The following is a 24,846-nucleotide window of genomic DNA, read 5'->3' on the forward strand; positions in this document are numbered from 1 at the left end:
TATATTGCCTTGGATCAAGCTCCGACGCTATGGTTTGATATTGCATTTTTCTATTTAGTGTTGGGCTTATTCTGGCTTTGCGGCCATAAACAAGAATCTGTGAGCCGGTTTTATGTCCACTGATCTGTACCAGTGGCAGGCGCTCAGGTTCGTTGCATACTATGGCTATCTGATGCTTTTCGATAGTCAGTTTATTTGTCGGCGCTAGACGTACCGCTGTGGGCTGACGGTTTTCAGACTGCCTTAGATATTGTGCTGAAAAGCTTTATTGAAGCGCTTAATTTTCACCATGTTAATTCGTAAATCATGAAAAATTAATTCCTTCTAAATGTTGTAAAATTGGCTCTCTTGTCGACTGTTTTGGCATAATTACTCATGAATAGTATTCTGCTCCTCACGTGGTTTTTTGTTGCGAATGTCAAAAATTATGTTAATAAAGTCATCTCGTGCTAAATAATTAATATTATTGTTCAAAACTAAATCAATATCCCAGTTAGTGTGTTTGCTGGTTGATTTTCACAAATAATTTTTAATTATTCAAAGAGATGCTATTTAAAAAATGAGCGTCTCATGGTGCCGATTAATTTCATCTCTGGTTAAAAAGTCTTCTCAATAATGAAAGTATTCGCCTTCGAGTTGGATTAATTTTATATTTTAATTCATTTTTTATTTGTACCGTTTGATTGAATGCATTTCTTGCGTTGTTCAACATCACGAGTGAAACGTTTAATTAACTCATCTCTTTGATTATTCGATGATATAGCATCAGACCTTGTTGAGGAAGACATATGAAATCAAGCTCTACAATCGCACCATGCTCATAATCTGCATGCGTCTTTCTTGGTAGATGAGACTACTCTTCTGCCATCACCACTTTATTTCGGCCCTGATCTTTTGCCTGGTAGAGTGCGATGTCTGCACGGTTAAGCAGCATATCCAGATTTTCTCCCGTCTGGAGCTCGGCTACACCACAGCTGACGGTGAAGTGTAATGCGTGTTTTTTGACTAAAACTGTCGAGATATCAACTGCACGGCGTAGTGTCTCCGCTCGTTGCAGTGCATTTTCCTTACTACAACCATCAAGCAGAATAACGAACTCTTCTCCTCCCCAGCGGCAGGCTTTATCGGTACTTCGTATGGTTCTTTGAATCAGTCTGGTGAGGTTTTGCAATGCCCGATCACCAATACCGTGCCCATAGCGATCATTTATCTGTTTGAAGTAATCGATGTCGATAAGAATAATCGATATCGACTTACGGTGTGTGAAGCGTAGTGCCCGCAATCGTCTGAAGAACTCTTCGAATGTCTGTCGGTTCATCAGCCCTGTCAGTTTGTCTGTTGTCGCCATTGTCTCTAGACGACGCTGATAATTACCGATGGTTAGCCACATCAGTAGCAAGAACAGTACACTGACGAAAATACTGATAAACAAGTTTTTGAGCAGCATGATCCATAACTGATGTTCATGGTGATAACTACTTTGTTCTACCATCAACCGCCAGCCGAATTCAGGGATGAATCGGGTATTGAGAAAGATATTTTCATTATCACGGCGATATTGATAGCTGCCGCCTGGCATAGTCAGTATCGCGGTTGCAATCCGTTTAATGCCAGGTTGTTGGTGGATATTAGCTGCTCGATGGTAATCTCCGCCATGTAGCATGACTTCACCATCATCATTAATAAAATAGATAGTCCGGTTATAACGTTGCTCATATTTTTCAACCAGTATCTTCAGGCTTACTACAGACAAACCGATACCGACCACACCAATGAAATTCCCCTGATAGTCCAATACCTTATGATTAATAAAAATATCCAGATGGTCACGGACTTCCGGGTCATGCCCAATATTTATACTGTAAGGTATGTTATCGGGGAGCTGTTTGGTGTCAAAGAACCATTGGTTTTCTTCATCCGGTTTAGAGGCCATTTTGAATACTTGGTGGGGATCATAATAAAGTTTGGTTTTGTCAGAAGCGAAAAAAGAGAGAAAGGTAGAAAAACGACGATCAATTTCCTTGAGATAGCGAATCATCGCCTGTGAGTCGGATTCATTATTAAGTGCCCAGTCTTTGAGAAAAGTATCATGGGCCATTAACGAGGAAATGAAAATTGGTCGTAACAAGTCCCGTTGAATTTCAGAGTAAACATTGTCACTGGTTAAAGGTAGCGAATTTTCTTCTATTTCTTCAAATACGGAATGGCTGGCAACTTCGTAGCTGCTCCAACTGATAATTAAAAAGGCGATTAATAGCATGATGGCGAACGAAGCGATTGCTCGTTTTTTATTCAACCAATTAAGGTCGGAAATTACATCATGCTGCAAAATAACATCCTCTATACGCTACCTACGACAAAAAATGACGAATATAAAACCATTAAAAAATACCCACTTTATTGCAGTTAAGCAATAGAACCACAAAATATCAATACTGAACACCATATTTAAGGTATGTATGGTGTTGTCTGTGCATTGGTTCACGGCGATTCATATTGAAAATTCAATGTTACCGCACGGGTCTTCAGATAATGATGTATTATGTTGTGATTGATAAAAGTGTTAAATACGATGGGATTAAAGGCAGATAGATTAACAGGTAAAAAAAATCAACATCGTATTGAACAAAAATGCCTGGTAAATAATCCAGGCATAGGGAAATGAGTGATATTCGGACAGGCAAAACAGAACTGGATATCAACTATTCAGGCGTTGAGCAATTTCAGCAACCCGTGCACCGTATAATTTTGCCGTATCCAGATCGCCAGCTGGGATAGCATCAGCACCCGCATCGGAAGGTGACTGGATCAGCGCGCCGACTGACCCGCCCAGATTATTGATATCATTACGAGTAGCGGCCTGCGTATTGGCAGGTAGTAGCCCTAAGCTGACCCAAATTCCGCCGTGCTGGGACGCCAGCGTCTGGAGATAAATCATGCAGACTTGTTTATCGCCATTCAGACTGGCGCTATTAACAAACCCGCCAAATACTTTGTCTTTCCAGCCACTTTGAGACCAGACTTTAGAAGAGGCATCGGCGAACTTTTTGAACTGCCAGGGCACAGAACCCATATAGGCTGGTGAACCGAAAATAATACCATCCGCATTGTTCAGCGTTTGCCAGTCATCTTCAGTAATATCACCATTGTTATCAATGGCGATCAGTGTTGCTTCTGCGCTTTCTGCCACTATTTCTGCAACGAGCTTAGTGTGGCCATAGCCAGAGAAATAAATTACTGCGATTTTACTCATATAGATTTCCTTATTTTTCATCAGAGTAAATCAGATGCTTCAGTCTTGATAGGAAAGTACAGAGAAGCTCTGATGAGGATATTGAAATAGTATCTTTTAATTATTGGCTAAACAATAAGTTACCTTTCAGTTCGCAGGTTACCCAGCGGTAACCTGTTACAGAACAACCTGAATGCCAGACAAGATAACTATTGATAACACCGTTGGCCTACCCAGCCTGCGAAAACGTTATTATTTAAACACGCGAAAGCGTTGTTCATCCGGCATAAAGGTTTTTTCACCAGCAGGTTGTACGATAGAACCGAACGGCATTTGCGAGCGAAGTTTCCAGCTGTCTGGCAGGCCCCACTCATTTTTTACATCGTCATCAATGAGCGGATTGTAATGTTGCAGTGATGCGCCAATGTTTGCCTGTGCCAGTGCACTCCAGACAGAGAACTGAGCGATACCCGTCGAATGTTCAGACCATACTGGAAAATTATCAGCATAAAGTGCGAACTTTTCCTGCAAGTCTTTCACCACCTGGCAATCTTCATAAAAAAGTATCGTACCTGCTCCGGCGGCAAAAGAAGCCAGTTTTTGCTTTGTTGCGTCAAAAGCATCGGCTGGAACGATCTTTTTCAACTGCTGCCCGGTGATGTCCCACAGTTTTTTGTGTTGCTCCCCAAGCAGAATGACGACCCGGGAACTTTGAGAATTGAAGGCAGAAGGGCTGAGCTTTACTGCCTCGGTAATAATATGAGTAACCTGATCTTCCGATATTGGTAGCACACTGTTTATGGCATAGATGGAGCGCCGTGCCTTGATCGTTTCTAAAAATGCATTATTCATTGTTAACTCCTCTTTTACAGGGTTACTGATGCGCCAGCACTTCTGCACCGATAGTAACCAAATTCAATGAGCCGGTATTGGGTTTCCCTATGGAAAGGCATAACGCCAGTGGAACCGAATATACTCTGCCTGTACTTGCCGTTTCCTGAAATGCTCCAGAAAATGGGATAAATAATCAGAATAATGGTACTGGACGGCCATCATCATTGACGGCAACAAAATTGAATTGTCCGGATATAACCTTAGTCCGTTCTTCGGTATACATCTGTTCAAGAAATACGGCAACGTCTACCGTCAGGCTGGTTCTGCCCACCCGGCTGACCTGACCGATAAGCTCAATGATAGTGCCTGACGGGATCGGCGTATTGAAATTAATCTTCTCCGTCGATACGGTCACCAGTGGTTTATGGCAAAATCGCGTGGCGGTGATAAACGAGATTTCGTCCATCCATGATAGCGCCGTGCCGCCAAACAGCGTGGAATGATGGTTAATATTGGTGGGGAAAACGACCTTTGCCACACGAGTAATCGCGTTCTGAATTCTTTCGTCAATGGTTAGTGTTGGGTTCATGGTACTGACAACCTGATAGACCGATAGGCTATTATCTTACACCAATAGTTTCCGGTGCGGCGGCTCAGCTATATTATGCTGAGCCGCCGTCGGTATCAGGAATGACAAACGTCGCAATCAGGGTTTTTCGGCAGTTTCATTTCACGGAATTGCAGGGTCATGGCATCGAAAATCAGTAGTCGCCCAGACAATACCTGTCCATAGTGGGTTAGTAGTTTGATGGTCTCCATGGCCTGCAGGGAGCCTATCGTGCCAACCAGCGGTGCCATCACTCCGGCTTCCACGCACGTTAACGCTTGTTCACCAAATAATCGGCTCAGACAGTGGTAGCAGGGTTCGTCCGGTTGATAGGTAAATACGCTGACTTGACCCTCCATACGAATGGCTGCGCCGGAAACCAGCGGCTTCTTTAACAAGAAACCGATGCGGTTCAGGCGATCACGAATCGATACGTTATCAGTGCAATCCAGCACGACATCGTGTCGCCCGGCCAGTGCCTGCAATGGCTCATCGTCAAGATTGTCGTTCACCGCGTCTACTGTCAGATGGGGATTTATGTCCATCAATGCGATACGGGCAGATTCCACTTTCGGCATGCCAATACGCTCGTCACGATGCAATATCTGACGCTGTAAATTAGAGAGTGATACGGTATCGAAATCTAACAGCGTCAAGTGACCCACACCTGCAGACGCCAGATATTGCGCGGCGCTACAACCCAGACCGCCAAGGCCGACAATCAGTACGCGTGAGGCTTTCAGCTTTTCTTGTGCGTCGAAATCGAACCCACGCAAGACTATCTGACGGTTATAGCGCAGTGTTTCGGCATCAGTAAGTTCCGGTAGCATTATGCTTTTCCCAGTAGCGCGTTAAAGGGTTCAATATCCACCCATTCTCCGGCCGCAATATTACTGCGTTCGGCTTCCAGCACGATAAAACAATTACCCAGACTGAAAGAGCTGAATACGTGCGAGCCTTGATGTCCGGTGCTGCGTACCTCTAGTTCGCCCTGTGCATTGCGGCTGAAAATGCCACGCTGAAAATCGAGGCGCCCTGGCGATTTCTTCAGCGCGCTAACCGTTTTGACTCGAATCCGTGGCGGCAACTGCCAGTGTGTATAGCCGGAAAGCCGTGCCAGCAGCGGTTGAACCAGTTGATAAAACGTGACCACCGCCGACACCGGATTTCCCGGCAGGCCACAGAACCAGGCCTGTGACAGTTTACCGAAAGCGAACGGTTTGCCGGGTTTGATTGCCAGTTTCCAGAAGTGAATATTACCCAGCTCATCCAGGATCTGTTTGGTGTAATCCGCTTCGCCCACGGACACACCACCGCTGCTGATAACCAGATCAGCCGCATGATCCGCTTCTTGAAACGCCTGGCTCAGTGCGCGGGGATCATCGCGGATAATGCCCAGATCAATGATGTCATAACCTAGTTGCTCCAGCATCAGGCGCACGGCAAAGCGGTTAGTGTCGTAAATCTGCCCATCCTGTAATGGCTGACCAACTGGCTGTAACTCATCTCCGGTTGAAAACACCGCCACTCGCAAACGACGATAAACATTGACCTGTGCAATACCTAATGAGGCCAGTAGTGGTAGCTCAGCTGTGCCGAGCCGGATACCGGCAGGTAACACCTGGGCATTTTTATGGATATCTTCACCGGGCAGTCGAATATTCTGCCCACGTTTGATCTCCCGGGTAATACGCATACCCGCATCATCGCTTTCGGTATGTTCCTGCATCACTACGGCCTCGGTGCCATCAGGTAGCGGGGCGCCGGTCATGATGCGGATACAGGTCCCTGTTGGCCATTCACCCTGAAATGGTGCGCCAGCGAAAGCTTTGCCAGCGACCGGCAAAGGTTGATGGGACAGATCGCTGCACCTTATGGCATAACCATCCATCGCTGAATTGGCGAATGGCGGGACGTCAAACGGCGAGGTAACAGGATGGGATGTTATTCTGCCTGATGCCGTGTGGAGTGAAACGGTTTCGGTACCCGTGATCGGATCAACCTGTGCCAGCATTTTTTCCAATGCCTGTTGCAAAGAGAGTAAACCGGGTTTTGATGTGTTCATGGGGGCTCCGTGATCAAGTGTGTCTCGCCGGGATGAACGGGCGAAAACAAATTGCATATGCAACCATTATGTCAGAGATCGATGATAGGGAGAACGCTGCTCATTCATGGAATCAAGGTGTAGTGATTATTGTATGGCGTCATATTTTACCCGATACGACATCGGCCATTATGGTCTGTTTTTCAATGTGCATAGGGATGTCGATCAGTCCGTCATTTATTGGTCTGAGCGCACTAGTCGTGACGCCGGAATGGGGAGCGATGCTAAATGAAGCCCGAGCCGACATGGTTATTACCCCTCATATGGCGGTTTCCCCCAGTCTGGCGTTATACCTCGCAGTGTCGGCGTTTAATCTGCCGGGTGAGGGTTTGCATGATGCACGAGATTCGGAATTGAAGAATTCGCGTGTATTTCATGTTGATGAAAGTTGATGAAAGAGCGGGCGCAGCCAGATGCTGCGCCCGTATATCAGGGACAATCAGAAAGAGGTCCGCTTGTAAGTGCGGTACTGAGGTCGCCAGAAGTTGTGGGTAATCGCTTTTATCAGGGCATCTTCAGAGGTTAGCACAGCAACCCCTTGCTGCTGAGCGGCTTTACCTACTTCCTGCGCAATGTATTTTGATACGTCCTGAATATTGGCAAGATCCGGCAATAACGAGCCTTCGCCGTGGTTGGCCAGCGGTGAGCAGTCAGCCAGTGCCCGGCTGGCGGCCATCAGCATTCCATCGGTGATGCGGGTAGCGCCGGAAGCCAGTACGCCAAGACCAATGCCTGGGAAGATATAAGAGTTGTTGCACTGATCTATCTGATACACCTTGTCTTTATAGGTTACCGGTGTAAACGGGCTACCGGTTGCGACCAACGCGGCACCATCAGTCCAGTTAATAATGTCTTCCGGACGGGCTTCCACGCGGGACGTCGGGTTGGACAACGGCATCACGATGGGGCGCGGGCAGTGGCGATGCATTTCACGGATGATCTCTTCCGAAAACAACCCAGGCTGACCGGATACGCCAATCATGATGCTGGGTTTGGCATTCCGTACCACTTCCAGCAACGAGATAGCGTCGCTGCTGACATCCCAATGAGCCAGGGCACTGCTTTTTTGTACCAGCTTGCTCTGGAAATCGAGCAGATTAGGTAGCTTATCTGTCAGCAGGCCGAAGCGGTCAACCATGAAGACTCGACTGCGTGCTTCTTCGTCGCTTAGCCCTTCAGCTTTCATCTGGGCAATAATCTGTTCGGCAATACCACAACCGGCGGAGCCGGCACCGAGGAAGGTCACCGTCTGATCACGCAACTGGCTGCCTGCGGCACGACTGGCGGCAATCAGGCTTCCCAGCGTAACGGCTGCTGTACCCTGAATGTCATCGTTGAAGCTACAGATCTCGTCACGATAACGGTTCAGCAGTGGTGTGGCGTTGTTTTGGGCGAAATCTTCAAACTGCAACAGAACGTCCGGCCAGCGGTTTTTTACTGCCTGAATGAAATCATCCACGAATGCATAGTATTCATCACCGGTAATCCGTGGGTGACGCCATCCCATATAAAGCGGATCGTTCAGACGCTGTGGGTTATTGGTGCCAGCATCCAGTACCACTGGCAGCGTGTAGGCTGGGCTAATGCCACCACAGGCGGTGTACAGTGACAATTTTCCGATGGGAATACCCATGCCGCCGATACCCTGATCACCCAGACCGAGAATGCGTTCACCGTCGGTCACGACAATGACTTTGACATTCTGTTTGGTGGCGTTTTGCAGCATATCGTTGATATGTGCGCGATTGGGATAGGAGATAAATAATCCGCGGGCCCGGCGGTAGATATCGGAGAAGTGCTCACAGGCTTCGCCTACTGTCGGGGTGTAGATGATGGGCATCATCTCGCTTAGGTGATTTTCCAACAGACGATAGAACAGCGTTTCGTTTGTATCCTGAATATTGCGCAGATAAACGTGTTTCTCAATATCATTGGTAAATTCCTGATATTGACGCCAGGCACGTTCTGCCTGTTCTTCTATGGTTTCAACGGCTTCGGGCAACAGACCATTCAGGTTGAACTGAGCGCGTTCTTCTTCGGTAAAGGCACTGCCTTTGTTCAGCAGCGGGAATTCAAGCAGAATGGGACCAGCATAAGGGATGTAGAGGGAGCGTTTACTTTCGTGTTCTAATTCCATGACTTTTAACTCTTTGAGTAACAGAAATGTATACGGTGGCAAGATGTTAGCGGGGATCTTAAGGTACCCGGAGAATATGTACAGAAAATGTTAATTAAAATAATTACAGATAGGTTGCATCCAGCAGCAAAGCGAAGGGGGTTACAATTCGCGCCTCTACTAATGAGATATCAATTAATTAGCTGTTGTCGTATATCAGAACAACCCAGCGTGGAGAGTATGGAATGGGTTATTGACCATTGGCTCAGTAACGAATTTTTACGTTCTACCAGTACAGCATGTTTGATGTCGGTAAGTGCTTCACCCGATAGGTTCATCATATTCAGTGCAGTTTGTAATGGCGACAGACTAGGGTTAAACGCCGCGTTTTCTGCATAACTTCCGGCATAAACCGCACCGGTTATACTCTCCAGCGCCACACCGCTGAATGCCTGACTGTAAGGGGCATGGCTACGATTGGCCGCTGCTAGCGCCGCCACTGTCAGCGGATCGGTTTCGGCCAACGTCAGTCCGTGATCTACCGTATCCATCAACAGTGTGCTAATGGAGAGATCCTGTGGACCAAAAGCGTCCGGCAGATAATGGCTCAAGGGCGCTGGCTGTCGGTTGGGTAAACAGATTTTCAGCGCTGGCGCACTATTCAACTCGGCCATAAACTGCCGGCAGTGACCACAAGGCGTGTAGTTGACCATGAGTGCACGTAACTTTCTTTCGTTACGCATCCAGGCATGTGTAACGGCGCTTTGTTCCGCGTGCATGGTTTGCTGTAGAGGCATGGTGGCCAGCTCGATGTTGGCGCCGAAATACAAGTTACCGCTGTTACCCTGTGCAATCGCTCCAACATGAAAAGCGGAAATCGGCGTCAGGGCACAGGCAGCGGCCAGGGGAAGCAATGATAAAGTCAGTGTCTCCGCATCCATCCCGCAATCCGCGCAGATGCGGCTTACTTCTTTGGCGCTCAAACAAGCGGCGAAATGATCGTTGTCCAGAACAGGTTTAAGCGCGGATTGAAGAGACAAGGGCAATTGCGCAAAAGCGGAATGAAAACGAGGTTGCATTATTATTCACCTTATCTAGTGATCCCATGACGGCGTGGTAGGCAGGATGCGATTATTATCACTTTAATAATGATATCAGCGAAAAATTATTAACGAATAGAGTATGGATATCAACTTACTGATAGGCAAGGATGCAAAGATAATTGCCCTCTCACAATCTTAATGACTGTGAGAGGCAGATTCAAGGATGAACACTTAACTGAACAGGTGCAATAACACAGGAAACAGGAAAGGTGCGATCAGCGAAGTAATAATGCCGCAAATGACCAGCGCCAATGAGCTGAAAGCCCCTTCCTGGAAATCAACTTCCGCACAACGAGCAGTGCCCAGCGCATGGGAAGCCGTCCCCATTGCCAGACCGCGTGAAGCTTTGGTGGTGATTTTCAGGCGGTTAAACAAACTGTGGCCTAACACGGCGCCAAGAATACCAACAAAGATAACGCATACCGCGCTGATGGCGGGTATACCGCCGATCGCGCTGGAAACCGCCATGGCGATCGGCGTAGTGACCGATTTTGGCATGACCGAAGCGGCGATTTCTGGCGAAGCGCCCATCCACAGTGCGACTACTGTGCCAGAAACCATAGCCGTTACGCTGCCGATGAAACACACGCTGATGATGGATTTCCAACGGGCGCGAATCTGGTGCAACTGTTCATATAAAGGAAACGCCAGTGCGACTACGGCGGGTTGCAGTAGACTGTTGAGTATTTGACTGCCCTTGAAATAGTGCTCATAAGGGATTTTTAACACCAGCAGGATAGGGATAATCACTGCCATTGCGACCAGCAACGGGTTGAGCAATGGCATTTTGACTACGGTTGCCAGCTTGCGGGCCGCAAAAAAAACCAGCAGGGTTAGTGGTAGTGACCACCATAAATACGCCAACATTACTTTTTTCCCTTATCGGTGCTGGTGATGCGTTCGCGCTGCATGATCTGTGTGCTGTAACCTACCACGACCATGATAATCAGAGTGCTCACCAGGCAGGAAACAATGATCGGGCCGAACTGGCTGACCAGCAGCGAATAATAATTCATGACGCCTACGCCGATAGGAACAAACAGTAGCGCCATATAACGGATAAAGAGGTGACAACCGGGTTTGACCCAGTTGGCGGGTAAAATTTGCGAAGCCAGCAAGGCGAAGAGGATGAGCATACCGATAATACTGCCGGGGATGGTAAGCGGAAGTAACGCTGATATCGCATTGCCTGCCAATAAGCACAGGTAAATCAGTGCGAAAGCGCGTAAATACTGCCAGCACACGTTGAACGTATTACGCATGAGAAATTCCTGATGAACTGAAGGTGTAATGATAACGCTAAAGTTATTAGCGTGCTACAGTTCACAAATTTAGAATTTAAAGAAAATGCCAATCAGTGAAGGCTGACTGGCATAGATAGTAGATGTTTTCTTGTCAAACGGGGAAAGGGCGGTTGGGTGTCGGTTTCCAGTCTTTAATGTTCCAGACCAAACCCGAATGGAAACAAGGCATTTTTACTGTCGTAGGGCAGATCAGCATGCTGTTTACGTACTGCGCTCATGGACGAGGGGAGCTCGAAAGGCAGTTTTCCGGTAAAGGCATTAGTGGAGGTGAGCTTGCTGAGCAGTACATCGTCACTGACACCGAAGTTGGCGATAATCGCCCGGGTTTTATTCACTATATTGCTGAGAATCGCCGGGCGATCCAGGTACACCGTCACGACTGTCGGTACTTTGGCGCTGACGCTGGCAATGACTCGATAATCCGGATTATCAGCGTTGAATGCCAGAGAACCTTCGTGATGTTTGGCACCAAAGTAGTAATTTTTGTGTGGTTGCTCGTAGGGTGCCTGAGTACGGATCAGCGCGATTTCAGCGTTCTCCGGGTCGGCCACCACAATGAACCCGGCTTTCTGTGCGGCCTGTTTTTCTACGCCATAAAGCCATATTTTCTGTCCTTTATGCAATGGCAGCAGATGGTGGTTCTGCAATAACACCAACGAACGAGCCTGAGCGTTATCAGCTTGCTGTTGCCATTCGGGGTTTCCAACAATCTGATTTGCCTGTTGCGCATTGACGTAAGGCCGTTCGAACAAGCCGGTCTGGAATTTCTGTTTCAGTATTCGGACTACTGACTCATCCAGACGGGATGCTGTCAGTCTTCCGTCCTGAACGGCTCGAATCAATACAGTGGAGTCGGTTACGCCGCCAAACTGATCAATACCCGCCTTGACTGCCTGAATAAATCGTTGATCGACCGTCATATGCTCAACACCCCAGGGCATGCCGCGGGGTACTGGTTTTTCACCGGGTTTGAAACCGTTGATGCAGTCAGCTTTGCAATCTTGGGTAATCAGCCAGTCGCTGAGGATGACGCCGTTGAAACCATATTGGCCGCGAAGCAGATCAGTCAGCAGGAATCGATTGAAGCCCGCACCCAACGGTGCAATTGTTTTTCCTCGCCAAGTGGCGTGTTTAAGAATCGAATAGGTGGGCATGACACCGGCGACATGCGCCTCGAATGCGCCGGTAAAGGGTTCGATATGCTGTTGCAGATTATTCTTGCTGAAGACGGCATATTTACCATAAGCGTTGTGACTGTCCCAGCCGTCTTGTGCCGCGCCATAACCGACCCAATGTTTGACAATAGAGATAACACTCTGATCATTCAGCCCATTTTCGCCGTTTTGCATACCGGTGACATAGCCACGTACCATCTTTTTGGTTAGCGCGGGATCTTCACCAAACGTGCCATTGATTCGTGGCCAGCGTGGCTCCGTCGCTAAATCTGCCTGTGGTGACAAAGCCTCGGTGATTCCTACGGCGCGATATTCCTGACGAATAATATCGGCATAGTGGCGGGCCAGTGTTTCATCACCAATGGCGGCAATGCCCAATGTTTCTGGCCATTTGCTGAATTTCCCGGAAGCGACGGTCGCGCCGACCAGATACTGAAATGAATTCCGGGGGTCGGTACTGATGGTGACCGGTATTCCCAGCCGGGTATTTTCGGCAATTTGTTGCAGCTGGTTGTTCTCTTCCGCCATCTGTGCCGGGTTTTCACCGGACAGTCTGGTAATCAAACTATTGACGTGTTTTCCTACGATCATCTTTTTTGCCGCCACAAAATCGTAAGTGGTTCCCGCGCCGGTCACGCTACCTGCGGTAGGCGCAGAACCATGCATCATCACCCCGGCTTTTTCTGCCAATGTCATACGTGACACCAGATCGGCGGTACGCTGTGCCGCGGAGAGTCGCCAGTCTTCATAGGGGTTAAGCTTGCCATCACGGTTGAGATCTTTAAATTGTAAGCCATCGACAGTGATGAGCTTTATTTCCCGGTATTCCAGCGTGGTTTGTTGTCCGGCCAGTACCAATGGAGAGAAGAGTAAAGGGAAAATGGTAATGAATGGGAACGATAATGGGATAGCACACCGAATATGATAATTATTCATAACATCCTTACCTGGAATTGAAGTATTTCTGACACTTTATGAGCAAAAAACACCTTGTCATTATCTGGAATAAATTTGCGTGTTATCGAAACAGCCTTTTACGCCATTGGCGTCATTACGTTGGGTGTTGTTTTGTTAAAAAAGCCTAGTTCACTCCTTATGTGGAGTACAACCTCAGGCCTGGAAATTTAGAACCCGATCAAAATAATTATTATTAGGCAGATTTTTAGACTATTAAATCAATTCATTATGTTCGCTCAGTGGGAGGCATTTCTGCTTTTTATATTTATTGAGCGTATATACCCGTCATACTTCAAGTTGCAGGGGTGTTGGCTGCGTTCATTCACCCGAATCACTTATCTGAGTAAGCTCATCGGGATTCACTCTCTTGCCGCCTTCCTGCAACTCGAATTATTTTGGGTATAGAATTTATAAAAAGGATAATGACCAGGATAAGGTTTTACTCTCTGAAAACGTCAGTACTTATCATCATTGCAACGTTAATTGTGTTATTTCCGCACTCATCGGGATGAAGACTAAACTGTTTTTTTAACCATCAATAACGATATTGAGTCTCGTTATTGATGGCCTGTCGTCGTGGAAGTAACGCGCTATTGATGTGTCTGCGGGAATAACGCCGTATCGTATACTGCGTCCTGGATGGCGTCGGTCAGTTGTTGCAACTGTGCTGGCTGGATAATAAACGGCGGCATCAGATAGATGAGTTTGCCAAATGGTCGAATCCAGACACCTTTTTCCACAAAAAAACGCTGTAACCGCGCCATATCGACCGGATGTCGGGTTTCTACTACGCCAATCGCCCCCAGTACCCGGATATCCGCTACCGGCGGAGCTTCAGCCAACGGTAACAAAGCCTGACGCAATTGTTGTTCGATAGTCTTGACCTGCGCCGACCACTGTCCTGACGCCAGTAGCGTCAGGCTGGCATTGGCCGCAGCACAGGCCAGTGGATTGGCCATGAACGTCGGGCCATGCATGAAGCAACCGGCTTCGCCGTTGCTGATAGTTTCCGCAATGTGACGAGTAGTCAGCGTGGCCGACAGTGTCATGTAGCCACCGGTCAGCGCTTTGCCCAGACACAGGATATCCGGTGTAATGCCTGCATGTTCACAGGCGAATAGCTTACCGGTACGGCCAAAACCGGTGGCAATTTCGTCGGCGATCAGTGGAATGGCATAGTGATCGCACAGCTCACGTACCCGTTGCAGATAGGTCGGATGGTAGAATCGCATCCCGCCTGCGCCTTGCACGATGGGTTCGAGGATCACGGCCGCCATCTCATCGGCATGCTGCTCTAACAGCGTCTGGAACGGCTGGATGTCCGCTTCTTGCCATGTGTCGTCAAAGCGGCATTGGGGCGCGCTGGCAAACAGATGTTGTGGCAGATAGCCCTGATACAGGCTGTGCATGGAGTTGTCTGGATCGCATACTGACATGGCGCCAAAAGTATCGCCGTGATAGCCGTGGCGTAAGGTCAGAAAACGCTGTCGTGACTGTCCCTGGGCCTGCCAGTATTGCAGCGCCATTTTCATTGCCACTTCCACTGCGACTGAACCGGAATCTGCCAGAAAAACACACTCCAGCGTAGCCGGGGTCATCGCCACCAGTTTGCGACATAACGTAATGGCGGGCGCATGGGTGATACCACCGAACATGACATGTGACATCTGTGCCAGTTGTTGTTGCAGCGCCAGATTGATGTGCGGATGGTTGTAACCATGAATGGCGGCCCACCAGGATGACATGCCATCGACCAGGCGTTCCCCATTTTCCAACTGTATTTCAACCCCATGAGCCGAGGTGATCGGATAACAAGGGAGCGGGTGGGTCATTGACGTATAAGGGTGCCAGATATGGCGTTGGTCGAAGTTGAGATCGTCGGGTGTTATCATTAACGTAAACCAAATCATGATCAATTTGGTTGACAGTATAACCCCATTAATTACACTGACTACACCTTTTTCACCCGGAGTAGTCATGATGACGAAAAGCATTCGCTGGACACTGAAGCAAGCGCAAGCGCTGTTTAATAAGCCTTTTTTAGAATTAATGTTCGAAGCACAACAGATACATCGTCAGCACTTTGATCCCCGACAGGTGCAGGTCAGTACACTGCTTTCCATCAAGACTGGTGCCTGTCCAGAGGACTGTAAATACTGTCCGCAGAGTTCCCGCTACCATACCGGTATCGAAACGGAACGCCTGATGCAGGTAGAGCAGGTGATGGAATCCGCCCGGCAGGCGAAAGCAACGGGTTCAACCCGTTTTTGCATGGGGGCTGCCTGGAAGAATCCACATGAACGCGACATGCCTTATCTGGAGGAGATGGTGAGAGGCGTAAAAGACCTGGGCATGGAAACCTGCATGACGCTGGGAACGCTGAGTGCTGATCAGGCGCTGCGTCTGGCTTCGGCTGGACTTGACTTTTACAACCACAATCTGGATACCTCGCCGGAATTCTACAGCAATATCATTACCACGCGGACGTATCAGGAACGGTTGGATACGTTGGAGAAAGTCCGGGATGCCGGCATCAAAGTCTGTTCCGGTGGTATCGTCGGGCTGGGAGAAACGGTGCGTGATCGCGCCGGACTGCTGGTACAGCTGGCAAATCTGCCGACACCACCGGAAAGTGTGCCGATCAACATGCTGGTGAAAGTAAAAGGCACACCGTTGGCGGGAAACGACGACGTTGAACCGTTTGATTTCATCCGCACCATTGCCGTGGCCCGTATCATGATGCCGACATCTTATGTGCGCTTATCCGCTGGCCGTGAGCAGATGAATGAACAAACCCAGGCCATGTGTTTTATGGCGGGCGCCAACTCCATTTTCTATGGGTGTAAATTGCTGACCACGCCGAATCCGAAGGAAGACAAGGATCTGGCCCTGTTTCGTAAGCTTGGGCTTAACCCGCAACAGACCAGTACCGATTACGGTGATAATCAGCAGCAACAGCGCCTGACGGAACAGCTGCTGCATGCAGACAGTGATCAGTACTATAACGCGGCGGTGTAAATGAGCTGGCAACAACGTATCGAAGGCGGGCTGGCGCAACGGCGACAGCAAGAGGCTTATCGGGTTCGGCTGGCGAATGATGGCGGTGGTGGCCGTTGGCTGGAGTACGACGCGAGACGCTATCTTAACTATTCCAGCAATGATTACCTGGGGCTGGGCGCACATCCGGCTATTGTGCGGGCGTGGCAACAAGGCGCTGAACGCTATGGTGTGGGTAGCGGCGGCTCTGGTCATGTAACGGGATATACCCACGCACATGCGATACTGGAGCAACAACTGGCCGACTGGCTCGGCTATCCACGGGCGTTACTGTTTATTTCTGGTTATGCCGCCAATCAGGCGGTGGTCGCCGCGTTGGCGGAGCCGGGCGATCGTATTCTGGCTGACAAGCTCAGCCATGCTTCACTGCTGGAAGCCGCCGCTCACTCTCCGGCGACGCTGCGCCGTTTTCATCACAATCAGGCTGACTCGTTACAATCATTACTGAGCAAACCTGCCGGTGGGCAGACGCTGGCGGTGACGGAAGGCGTGTTCAGTATGGATGGCGATTCCGCCCCGTTGGCTGCATTACATCAGCATTGTCGTGAACATGCGGCCTTGCTGATGGTGGATGATGCCCACGGTATTGGCGTGATGGGCGAACAAGGTCGCGGAAGTTGCTGGCAGCAGGGTGTTAAGCCGGAATTATTGGTGGTTACGTTTGGCAAGGCGGTAGGTGTCAGCGGTGCGGCGGTATTGTGCAGTGAACCGTTGGCCGAGTATTTCCTGCAATTTGCTCGCCATCTGATTTACAGCACATCTATGCCGCCTGCGCAGGCCTGTGCGCTGAGCGCGGCTCTGCACGTAGTACAGGAAAGCGATGATCGGCGTGCCAGGTTGCACGCCAATATCCGATGTTTTCGTGAAGGTGCGCGGTCATTGTCATTTCGTATGCTGGATTCTTCCAGCGCCATCCAGCCACTGATTATCGGTGATAACGGCCGGACACTGGCGGTGTCCCAACGGTTACGAGCGCAGGGTCTGTGGGTCAGCGCGATGCGGCCGCCCACCGTGCCGCCAGGCTCGGCTCGCCTGCGCATTACCCTTACCGCGACACATCAACCAGACGACATCGACCAACTGCTGGAGGCGTTACATGAGGCTGGCTGAACCCCATGATAAACAGGCGATCGCCCGGGCATTCGGCCGAGCAGCCGGTCGTTATGACCGTTTCTCTACCTTACAGCGCGAGAGTGGCGAAAAACTGATGGCGTTAATTGCCGATCATCCCGGTATTGATGTACTGGATGCCGGCTGTGGTACTGGTTATTTCAGCGCACGCTGGCAGCAGCGGGGAAAAGCAGTGACGGCACTTGATTTATCTGAAGAAATGCTGAAGTACGCACAGCAGCAGCAGGTAGCGACGCATTATCTGTCAGGAGACATTGAGTGTTTGCCCTTATCGGATGCGAGTGTGGATATCTGTTTCAGTAATCTGGCGGTGCAGTGGTGTGATGATCTATCCCAGGCGCTGGCAGAACTGTACCGGGTGACTCGTCCCGGTGGCGTGATTGCCTTCTCCACTCTGACCACTGGGACACTGGCAGAGCTGGATTCAGCCTGGCAACAGTTGGATGGTTCCGGTTCCCGGCATATTAACCGCTTTTTGGCTCATGAGACTGTTGTGGCTGCCTGTCAGCGCTACCGTCATCAGGTCTTTTCCGACCCGGCTATTTGCTATTTCCCGGACGTGATCAGTGTGATGAAGTCGCTGAAAGGTGTAGGTGCGACCTGGCTTCATCAGGGCAGGAACGCCGGATTACTGGGGCGTTCACGATTCAATGCGCTGGCTGCGATTTATCCGCGTCAGGATGAGGGCTATCCCCTCACGTATCAACGATTGTTTGGAGTGATTTATCGTGATTAAACGCTGGTTTGTTACCGGAACAGATACGGACATCGGTAAGACTATCGCCAGTAGCGCACTGTTACAGGCGGCCAATCGGGCCGGATATCGCACTGCGGGCTATAAGCCTGTGGCTTCGGGCTGTGATATAACACCGCAAGGACGGCGGAACAGTGACGCATTATTGTTGCAGGCAAACAGCAGCGTGGAACTGAGCTATGAAGCGGTCAATCCGCTGGCGTTTATCGCGCCAACGTCACCGCATATTGTCAGTGTCATGGAGCAGCGGCCGATTGCGTTTGATAGCTTAAGCCACGGGCTGCAAAGGTTATCCACACAGGCGGACTGGATAGTCGTTGAAGGGGCTGGTGGCTGGTTTACACCGTTATCCGAGCAACAGACTTTTGCTGATTGGGTGTATCAGGAACAACTGCCGGTGATTCTGGTTGTGGGGGTCAAACTGGGTTGTATCAACCATGCCATGCTGACGGCCCGTGCCATTCAACAGGCCGGACTCACGTTCAGCGGTTGGATTGCCAATGTGGTGACCCCACCAGGGCGGTATCACACCGAGTATCTGGCAACACTAAAACACTGTTTATCTGCACCGATGTTGGGGGAGATACCGCATTTGCCGTATCCCTCACAGCAGGAGCTCGGCCATTACTTAAATATAGCTTTACTGTCTGTCTGATAATGCGTTTCCCTAAGTGACTGCTTTTGCTTCTGACTGACAATATTGATAGACAGAATCATCTTGAAAATGCGGTCTTATCCATTTGAAGCAGTAAAATGGCTTCTTTTTTGTCAGAGATGATTATCACTTTTTCATATAATAGGTAACAGTTGCGTAACCAGAATTTTATTCAAAAAATCCATATTGTCGGACCAGTCAGAAGTACCTGTTATGGCGCTAGTGTAGGAAGGATGCGCACTTGTGGGAGTTATCCACTATTTCTGTGGATAACTGTGTGTATTAGGATTAGAAAAGCCATGCCAACCAAGAGCTGGCGCGGCTCTTGCTCCGGTTGTCGTTATTCTCTTCTTTTTTATAAAAACATTAAAAATCAATTGATTATCTAAAATCAAGCATCTTGTTCAAGGTTGACAACCGGTTGCATAAATTAGTAGCACTGGTAATAACAGTTAAGTTGAGAAAAATGATTTCTGGGGATAAATGCGCTATTTTTTTCTGGATACCAACCTCACTCTGTGCTAGCGATGTTAAGGGATATGTCGACTCCCCGTTATCTGAGACAGACACTGATTAGCGTTTTCTAACTGTTTACGGTATATCTCCGGAGGGAGGTTATTCAAACTTTCATGTGCACGATTCAGGTTATAATCCTGCTGCCAGAACCAGGCCATCTCTCTGACCTGACTCAGTGACTCAAGCAGATGAGGGTTTTTTCTCATGTCGTGAAAGGATTTTTTTAATCCTGCGCTTGAGATTTAGACCCAACCGGCAATAAACACGGTACACGCGTTTATGATTAACGGTATATCCCTTGAATCTGAGCCGGTAATAACATTTCCAGAAGCCTGCCTGGGGTGACTCAGCCAGAACGGCCTGAATGGCATCAATAACTGCTTTATCTTTTTCCCGCCAGTCGATTTCCCGTCGGTAAAAAGAAGACCGCGGTAAAGATGTCAGTTTGCAGGCAGTAATAACCGACAGACCTGCGGCCGTCAGTCATCTGGCACAGGACTTTTTCTCGGTTGCTACCAACCCGTTTTTGCAAAAAGCTCCTTCACGGCATGATTTCCAGACTGACTTCAGCAAACAATTTTTTCAGTCTGGTATTTTCATCCTCAAGTTCTTTTAATCTTTTAACATCACTGGATTCCATTCCACCATACGTAGATTTCCAATTATAAAAAATGGCATTATTGATCCCATTCTGGCGACACATTTCCTCAACTTTCATATCTGAATCAGCCAGTTTCAGCGCTTCATTACGGCATTTGGGCGATGCAGTTTCCGTGGCTTCTTGTTGATTGCTATAGGCTGTCCTGCCAGCAACTGCGGATTCAGTATTGACTCATTGCACCGCGTGTTCGCTCTTGCGGGGTCTGCTCGCCCCGCTCTTCTCACGGTACGCTTTAGACTCCGCCAATCCAAAGATTTTTCTCCTCTTCTGACCACAAGTGCAGAAGCATTTCTCTGAATTTTTCCGCCGCCGTACTCATCGTATTACCTCTTTTGAGCACCAGTCCAAGCGTTCTTCTTATCACCGGATCAACCAGGGGACGACTGACGAGGGTGTGGTGTTCTTCCATGGGCATCGCAAGTTTAGGCACGACTGCAATGCCCAGACCCGCTTCAACCATACCTAGCGAGGTGGATAAATGCCTGACTTCGTAAAACCAGTTTGGCTTCCATTCTAACGATTCCAGTGCACTGTCGATCAATAATCGGTTTCCACTCGATCTGCGTACCCCAATTAATTTTGCATCAGACAATTCATCCCAGCTAATGAGTTCCTTTTTTGCCAGTTCATGATCATTTCTGCAGGCTAAAACAAACGGCTCATTTACCAGCGGGGTGAAGTCGATATTTGAATGTGTGATGTTTATCATGTTTATACCGAAATCAGCATCACCATTCAGTACGGCCTCAAGACAATCATTGGCACCGTGCTCAAGGATACGAAATCGAATATTTGGGTAGAGATTGTTGTAATCTTTAATTACCGAAGGTAAAAAATAGAAGGCCGCTGTCGGCAGGCAAGAAATCGTTATCATCCCACTTTGATGGGTCGCCATTTCTTTTATGCCAAAAATGGATGACTCATAAAAATCTAGTAAATTCTTAGCCTTAGGTAAAAAACTACGGCCTACCGCAGTCAGTTTTACTCGTCGCGTTGTCCGCTCAAATAGCGGCGTACCCAGATTATCCTCCAGCTTTTTGACTCTTCTGGTTAATGCGGGTTGTGAGACATGTAAAACTTGTGACGCACTGGTAAAACACCCTATTTCTGCAATTTTTACAAAGGCTTGAATACCCTGGAGCTCATGGAGCATTTCTCATTATTCCTGTTGTGGTTATACAACAAACTCTAGCGGATTATTTATTAATACGCAAAACGCATGAATCGCTGGTTTTTTGGCATTAGAAGTATCTATTCCTCTGTGGAACACTGCCTGCCAATGAATAGCACCTAAGCTGAGAAACTCAACATGTTCCAAATTCCTTGCGTATTAATGCGTGGTGGTACATCAAAAGGCCCTGTAATTCTGGCAAGCGATCTACCTGCCGATATCAAAGCACGCGATGCCGTTTTATTAGCGTTGATGGGGGCCGGGCATGAACTGGAAATAGACGGTATTGGTGGCGGAAGCCCGCAAACCAGTAAAGTGGCTATCGTCAGTAAATCAGAAAGCCCGGATGCCGATATTGATTATTTATTTGCGCAGGTCATGGTCAAAGAACGACGCGTGGATACGATGCCCAACTGCGGTAATATGCTGTGCGCCGTCGGACCGTTCGCCATTGAAAAAGGGTTAATCGCAGCCCAGAATTCGGTCACAACGGTTCGCGTGCGTAACGTGAACACCAATACCTTTATTGATGTTCAGGTGCAGACACCGGGCGGCCGGGTCAGTTATGAAGGTGATACCCATATTGATGGTGTGCCGGGTAAGGCCGCACCACTCGGCCTGACTTTTTTAAATTCCGCCGGTTGTAAAACCGGGAAATTACTCCCGACGGGAAATGCTGTTGACAGAATTGATGGCGTTGAGGTGACCTGCATCGATATGGCAATGCCTATGGTATTGATTGATGCGCGAAGTCTGAATAAGACAGGCAATGAATCACCGGCCGAGCTGGATGCTGACAAAGCTTTTATGGCCCAACTGGAAAACCTGCGTTGTAAAGCCGGGTTGGCGATGGGGTTTGGCGATGTCTCGGGTATGGTTATCCCTAAACCGGTATTACTGAGCTCGCCAACAGCGGGTGGGACGATTAAAGCCAGATACTTTATGCCGCATAATTGCCATAAATCGCTGGCTATCACCGGTTCTATTGGTATTTCTACCGCGACGATTATTCCAGGATCAATAGCAAATAAAATTACTAATAATAACTCTGTTCACACAAACACTGAAATTGTTGATATTGAACATCCCAGTGGGAAAATTTCCGTTTCTCTGCTTCGTGGCAGTGAAATAGAAAATACGCGGGCCGCTGTCATCAGAACCACACGAAAGTTGTTTGAAGGTAATGTGTGTATACCCGATGTAGCCTTAACTGAAACTGTTTAACTCATTATCCGAATTCACACAAATACTATTTTAAAATGTGAAACCCTACCTATGAAATAATGAAGCCGAGGACTCTATGGCTAATAATAATGCAACTGGAAGTGAAAGCGTGATGAGCGCTAAGTATATTCGTATAACAATAGCTATGGCATTATCGGGATTAATTGAACTGGCCTCTTTGTTCTTTATTCAACCGTTAATGCCGGAATTAGCTATTAACTACCATGTTCCGGTACAACATGTAAGTATTATCTTGTCAGCCAAAACGGCATTTATGGCAGTAGGTCTGCTTTTTACCGGTACGTTGGCAGATTATTTTGGCAGGAAGCAGTTAATTATAGGCTCGTTAGTTTTGGGCGGTATGCTGACATTGCTGTGCCCGTTGGTGCATTCCTGGACCTCACTGGTGCTCATTCAGGCGACAACGGGTCTGGCATTGTGTGGGATTGCCGCTGCGGCCACTGCTTATATTAGTGAAGAAGTTGTTCCTGTGATCGCCGGTATGGTGACGGGATATTTTGTGTTTGGCAATTCAGTCGGCGGTATGTCAGGCCGTATTGTGGCAAGCCAATTAATGGGGAATGTATCTCTTGATGCAATTTTCTACGGTTTTGGTATTTGTTTACTTATTGCCTCGGTTGTGGTTTTCCTATTGCTGCCCGCATCGCAAAACTTTAAACCGACACCGAGTCTGAGTGTACTGAAAATTATTAAAGAAGGTATTGTGCACTTTAAAAATAAGAATTTAGCCCTGGTGTTTGTGATCGGCTTTATTATTTTTGGGGTGTTTACTTCTCTGTACAATTATCTTGCCTTTTTCCTGAAAGGAGAGCCTTTTCATATCTCACCCGTTCATGCTGGATTGTTATCCTTTAGTTTTGCCTTGAGCTTCTTTACTGCACCACAGGCAGGACGGTTATCCACAAAATACGGCAGTATGAAAGTATTGCGTGTATTACTGATAACAATGGCTATCGGAATGTTGTTAACGTTAATGCCAAATGTGTATGTATTTATTGCTGGCTCTGTCATTTTTACCGCATGTTTTTTTGGTTGTCATTCCGTAGGGCTGAGCTGGGTAAGTAAAAATGCATCTCATGCTCGTGGCCAGGCTGTCGCGCTGTATTTGTTCTTCTATTACATGGGTGGGGCCACGGTTGGTTTTATCAATGGCTTTATTTTCCATTTTACGGGCTGGAAAGGAATGACTGTTTTAATTGTTATTTTATTAGCCATTGGTGCCTTGGTAGCAACCTGGCTGGATGCAACCCATAAATCGAAAACCGCTCTGGTTGCAGTTGAAAATAAATAGGCATTGTTTACATAACTCGCTGTACGGGCATCAGATGTGCAGCGAGAAAAATAAAGGTATTCGTATGAAACTGGCAAATTACATTCATGCCGGGCGTAAAAGCTACGGTATTTATACCGATGCAGGAATTATTGACCTTGAAAGCCGCATAGGAAAGATATATCCCACACTGAAAGATTTTTTGGCTGCTAGTTTTATTAGCATTGCTCAGCAATATAGCCGGTCGCCTGTGGATTTAAGCGAAAACGACGTTCAGTTTTTGCCGGTCATTGATGAGCCCGGAAAAATTCTTTGCGTTGGCATGAACTATGCCGATAAGCGCAAAGAATTCGATCAGCATAATCCGGCACCTACGCTGTTTGTGCGTTTCCCTGATTCACAAACCGGGCATAACACACCAGTGCTGAAGCCGTGTCTTTCCAGTGAGTTTGACTATGAAGGCGAACTGGCGGTCATTATTGGCAAGGGCGGCGAACATATTCGTGCGGATGTCGCACTTTCTCATGTGGCTGGGTATAGCTGTTACATGGACGGTTCTGCGAGGGACTGGCAGCACAGCTGGTTTACCGCCGGTAAAAACTGGCCCCAAACCGGGGCATTCGGGCCCTGCATAACCACCACGGATGAAATCCCCGATCCCCATCAGTTGGTTATTCGTACCTGGCTTAACGGAAGAATGGTTCAGGAAGATACGACGGCCAGTATGATCCATCGGGTAGCAAACCTTATCGAATACATCAGTACATTTACCTCTCTGAGCACTGGCGATGTCATCATCACCGGATCGCCGGGCGGCGTGGGTAAAAAGCGCAATCCTCCGCTTTTCATGCATGCAGGAGATAGGATCGAAGTTGAAATTGAACGTATCGGACGTCTGAGCAACATCATTATGGATGCCCCGCAATATGAAATGGCGGAATCTCTGTAACCGGG

Annotated in this window: 20 protein-coding genes and 2 pseudogenes; 8 read left to right on the forward strand and 14 right to left on the reverse strand. The window is 48.2% G+C overall.

Translation table 11 applies throughout. The features are described 5' to 3' along the window. Positions 1-853 precede the first annotated feature (853 nt). The 6 genes from CWC46_RS11180 to moeA form a co-directional block, all read right to left on the reverse strand. Positions 854-2,329, reverse strand: a complete 1,476-nt coding sequence (locus CWC46_RS11180) for a diguanylate cyclase (protein ID WP_021016498.1) — start codon at positions 2,327-2,329, stop codon at positions 854-856. Positions 2,330-2,698: 369 nt separating this feature from the next. After that, positions 2,699-3,253 (reverse strand): flavodoxin family protein, encoded by a 555-nt coding sequence (locus tag CWC46_RS11185; RefSeq protein ID WP_021016497.1) that lies wholly within the window; start codon positions 3,251-3,253, stop codon positions 2,699-2,701. A 231-nt stretch (positions 3,254-3,484) separates the two neighbouring features. Beyond that, positions 3,485-4,084 (reverse strand): nitroreductase family protein, encoded by a 600-nt coding sequence (locus CWC46_RS11190; protein ID WP_021016496.1) that lies wholly within the window; start codon positions 4,082-4,084, stop codon positions 3,485-3,487. A gap of 175 nt (positions 4,085-4,259) precedes the next feature. After that, positions 4,260-4,655 carry an acyl-CoA thioesterase gene (locus CWC46_RS11195; RefSeq protein ID WP_021016495.1) on the reverse strand — a complete coding sequence of 132 codons (396 nt, stop codon included), beginning with the start codon at positions 4,653-4,655 and terminating at the stop codon, positions 4,260-4,262. A gap of 95 nt (positions 4,656-4,750) precedes the next feature. Beyond that, entirely contained in the window at positions 4,751-5,503 is a 753-nt protein-coding gene (gene moeB, locus CWC46_RS11200; RefSeq protein WP_021016494.1) for a molybdopterin-synthase adenylyltransferase MoeB, read from the reverse strand. Continuing rightward, positions 5,503-6,738, reverse strand: a complete 1,236-nt coding sequence (gene moeA, locus CWC46_RS11205; RefSeq protein ID WP_021016493.1) for a molybdopterin molybdotransferase MoeA — start codon at positions 6,736-6,738, stop codon at positions 5,503-5,505. The genes moeB and moeA overlap by 1 nt, the downstream gene beginning before the upstream one ends. A 128-nt stretch (positions 6,739-6,866) precedes the next feature. On the opposite strand from moeA, the pseudogene CWC46_RS11210 reads away from it, so the two are divergent. After that, positions 6,867-7,169 (forward strand): annotated as a pseudogene (locus tag CWC46_RS11210) (glutathione ABC transporter permease GsiD); the annotation flags it as partial. A gap of 47 nt (positions 7,170-7,216) precedes the next feature. On the opposite strand, the gene CWC46_RS11215 reads toward CWC46_RS11210, so the two are convergent. From CWC46_RS11215 to bioA, 6 genes are all read right to left on the reverse strand, one after another. Then, entirely contained in the window at positions 7,217-8,914 is a 1,698-nt protein-coding gene (locus tag CWC46_RS11215; protein ID WP_021016491.1) for an NAD-dependent malic enzyme, read from the reverse strand. A 170-nt stretch (positions 8,915-9,084) separates the two neighbouring features. Next, positions 9,085-9,972 carry a cytidine deaminase gene (gene cdd, locus CWC46_RS11220; protein ID WP_021016490.1) on the reverse strand — a complete coding sequence of 296 codons (888 nt, stop codon included), beginning with the start codon at positions 9,970-9,972 and terminating at the stop codon, positions 9,085-9,087. 195 nt (positions 9,973-10,167) lie between these two features. Continuing rightward, the gene (locus tag CWC46_RS11225) at positions 10,168-10,863 is read right to left on the reverse strand and encodes a CidB/LrgB family autolysis modulator (RefSeq protein WP_021016489.1); all 696 of its coding nucleotides are present in this window, start codon (positions 10,861-10,863) and stop codon (positions 10,168-10,170) included. Then, positions 10,863-11,258 carry a CidA/LrgA family protein gene (locus tag CWC46_RS11230; RefSeq protein WP_021016488.1) on the reverse strand — a complete coding sequence of 132 codons (396 nt, stop codon included), beginning with the start codon at positions 11,256-11,258 and terminating at the stop codon, positions 10,863-10,865. The genes CWC46_RS11225 and CWC46_RS11230 overlap by 1 nt, the downstream gene beginning before the upstream one ends. A 173-nt stretch (positions 11,259-11,431) precedes the next feature. After that, positions 11,432-13,411 carry a glycoside hydrolase family 3 protein gene (locus tag CWC46_RS11235; RefSeq protein ID WP_021016487.1) on the reverse strand — a complete coding sequence of 660 codons (1,980 nt, stop codon included), beginning with the start codon at positions 13,409-13,411 and terminating at the stop codon, positions 11,432-11,434. A 611-nt stretch (positions 13,412-14,022) separates the two neighbouring features. Continuing rightward, entirely contained in the window at positions 14,023-15,321 is a 1,299-nt protein-coding gene (gene bioA / locus CWC46_RS11240) for an adenosylmethionine--8-amino-7-oxononanoate transaminase (protein ID WP_101377549.1), read from the reverse strand. Between the two features lie 91 nt (positions 15,322-15,412). Between bioA and bioB the strand changes: the two genes are divergently transcribed. Genes bioB through bioD form a run of 4 tightly spaced genes read left to right on the forward strand, consistent with a single transcriptional unit; the run spans position 15,413 to position 19,029 of the window. After that, a complete protein-coding gene (gene bioB / locus CWC46_RS11245) occupies positions 15,413-16,450 on the forward strand; it encodes a biotin synthase BioB (RefSeq protein WP_021016485.1) in 1,038 nt (345 codons plus the stop codon). Then, the gene (bioF, locus tag CWC46_RS11250; RefSeq protein WP_021016484.1) at positions 16,451-17,599 is read left to right on the forward strand and encodes an 8-amino-7-oxononanoate synthase; all 1,149 of its coding nucleotides are present in this window, start codon (positions 16,451-16,453) and stop codon (positions 17,597-17,599) included. Continuing rightward, a complete protein-coding gene (gene bioC / locus CWC46_RS11255; protein ID WP_021016483.1) occupies positions 17,586-18,356 on the forward strand; it encodes a malonyl-ACP O-methyltransferase BioC in 771 nt (256 codons plus the stop codon). Before bioF ends, bioC begins: the two co-directional genes overlap by 14 nt. Continuing rightward, positions 18,349-19,029, forward strand: coding sequence for a dethiobiotin synthase (bioD, locus tag CWC46_RS11260; protein ID WP_021016482.1), 681 nt, complete (start codon positions 18,349-18,351; stop codon positions 19,027-19,029). Before bioC ends, bioD begins: the two co-directional genes overlap by 8 nt. A gap of 530 nt (positions 19,030-19,559) precedes the next feature. On the opposite strand, the pseudogene CWC46_RS11265 reads toward bioD, so the two are convergent. Further along, a pseudogene (locus CWC46_RS11265) lies at positions 19,560-20,284 on the reverse strand (transposase). A gap of 154 nt (positions 20,285-20,438) precedes the next feature. Then, on the reverse strand, positions 20,439-21,359 hold the full coding sequence (locus CWC46_RS11270; RefSeq protein ID WP_021016480.1) for a LysR family transcriptional regulator: 921 nt from the start codon (positions 21,357-21,359) through the stop codon (positions 20,439-20,441). Between the two features lie 156 nt (positions 21,360-21,515). Here CWC46_RS11270 and CWC46_RS11275 point away from each other — a divergent pair, with 156 nt between their 5' ends. The 3 genes from CWC46_RS11275 to CWC46_RS11285 all read left to right on the forward strand — a co-directional run bounded on the left by CWC46_RS11275 (position 21,516) and on the right by CWC46_RS11285 (position 24,841). After that, the gene (locus CWC46_RS11275; protein WP_021016479.1) at positions 21,516-22,601 is read left to right on the forward strand and encodes a 4-oxalomesaconate tautomerase; all 1,086 of its coding nucleotides are present in this window, start codon (positions 21,516-21,518) and stop codon (positions 22,599-22,601) included. 76 nt (positions 22,602-22,677) lie between these two features. Continuing rightward, positions 22,678-23,913: an MFS transporter gene (locus CWC46_RS11280; protein WP_021016478.1), complete on the forward strand. Its 1,236-nt coding sequence runs from the start codon at positions 22,678-22,680 to the stop codon at positions 23,911-23,913. A gap of 64 nt (positions 23,914-23,977) precedes the next feature. Continuing rightward, entirely contained in the window at positions 23,978-24,841 is an 864-nt protein-coding gene (locus CWC46_RS11285) for a fumarylacetoacetate hydrolase family protein (protein WP_021016477.1), read from the forward strand. Positions 24,842-24,846: the final 5 nt, after the last annotated feature.

The organism is Prodigiosinella confusarubida, from assembly GCF_002847015.1.
Taxonomy (GTDB): domain Bacteria; phylum Pseudomonadota; class Gammaproteobacteria; order Enterobacterales; family Enterobacteriaceae; genus Prodigiosinella; species Prodigiosinella aquatilis.

Bases quoted from the DNA above. Each gene is read 5' to 3' on its own strand.
- CWC46_RS11185 (WP_021016497.1), bottom strand. From the start codon at position 3,253: ATGAGTAAAATCGCAGTAATTTATTTCTCTGGCTATGGCCACACTAAG.
- CWC46_RS11190 (WP_021016496.1), bottom strand. From the start codon at position 4,084: ATGAATAATGCATTTTTAGAAACGATCAAGGCACGGCGCTCCATCTAT.
- CWC46_RS11195 (WP_021016495.1), bottom strand. From the start codon at position 4,655: ATGAACCCAACACTAACCATTGACGAAAGAATTCAGAACGCGATTACT.
- moeB (WP_021016494.1), bottom strand. From the start codon at position 5,503: ATGCTACCGGAACTTACTGATGCCGAAACACTGCGCTATAACCGTCAG.
- moeA (WP_021016493.1), bottom strand. From the start codon at position 6,738: ATGAACACATCAAAACCCGGTTTACTCTCTTTGCAACAGGCATTGGAA.
- CWC46_RS11215 (WP_021016491.1), bottom strand. From the start codon at position 8,914: ATGGAATTAGAACACGAAAGTAAACGCTCCCTCTACATCCCTTATGCT.
- cdd (WP_021016490.1), bottom strand. From the start codon at position 9,972: ATGCAACCTCGTTTTCATTCCGCTTTTGCGCAATTGCCCTTGTCTCTT.
- CWC46_RS11225 (WP_021016489.1), bottom strand. From the start codon at position 10,863: ATGTTGGCGTATTTATGGTGGTCACTACCACTAACCCTGCTGGTTTTT.
- CWC46_RS11230 (WP_021016488.1), bottom strand. From the start codon at position 11,258: ATGCGTAATACGTTCAACGTGTGCTGGCAGTATTTACGCGCTTTCGCA.
- CWC46_RS11235 (WP_021016487.1), bottom strand. From the start codon at position 13,411: ATGAATAATTATCATATTCGGTGTGCTATCCCATTATCGTTCCCATTC.
- bioB (WP_021016485.1), top strand. From the start codon at position 15,413: ATGACGAAAAGCATTCGCTGGACACTGAAGCAAGCGCAAGCGCTGTTT.
- bioF (WP_021016484.1), top strand. From the start codon at position 16,451: ATGAGCTGGCAACAACGTATCGAAGGCGGGCTGGCGCAACGGCGACAG.
- bioC (WP_021016483.1), top strand. From the start codon at position 17,586: ATGAGGCTGGCTGAACCCCATGATAAACAGGCGATCGCCCGGGCATTC.
- CWC46_RS11270 (WP_021016480.1), bottom strand. From the start codon at position 21,359: ATGCTCCATGAGCTCCAGGGTATTCAAGCCTTTGTAAAAATTGCAGAA.
- CWC46_RS11275 (WP_021016479.1), top strand. From the start codon at position 21,516: ATGTTCCAAATTCCTTGCGTATTAATGCGTGGTGGTACATCAAAAGGC.
- CWC46_RS11280 (WP_021016478.1), top strand. From the start codon at position 22,678: ATGGCTAATAATAATGCAACTGGAAGTGAAAGCGTGATGAGCGCTAAG.
- CWC46_RS11285 (WP_021016477.1), top strand. From the start codon at position 23,978: ATGAAACTGGCAAATTACATTCATGCCGGGCGTAAAAGCTACGGTATT.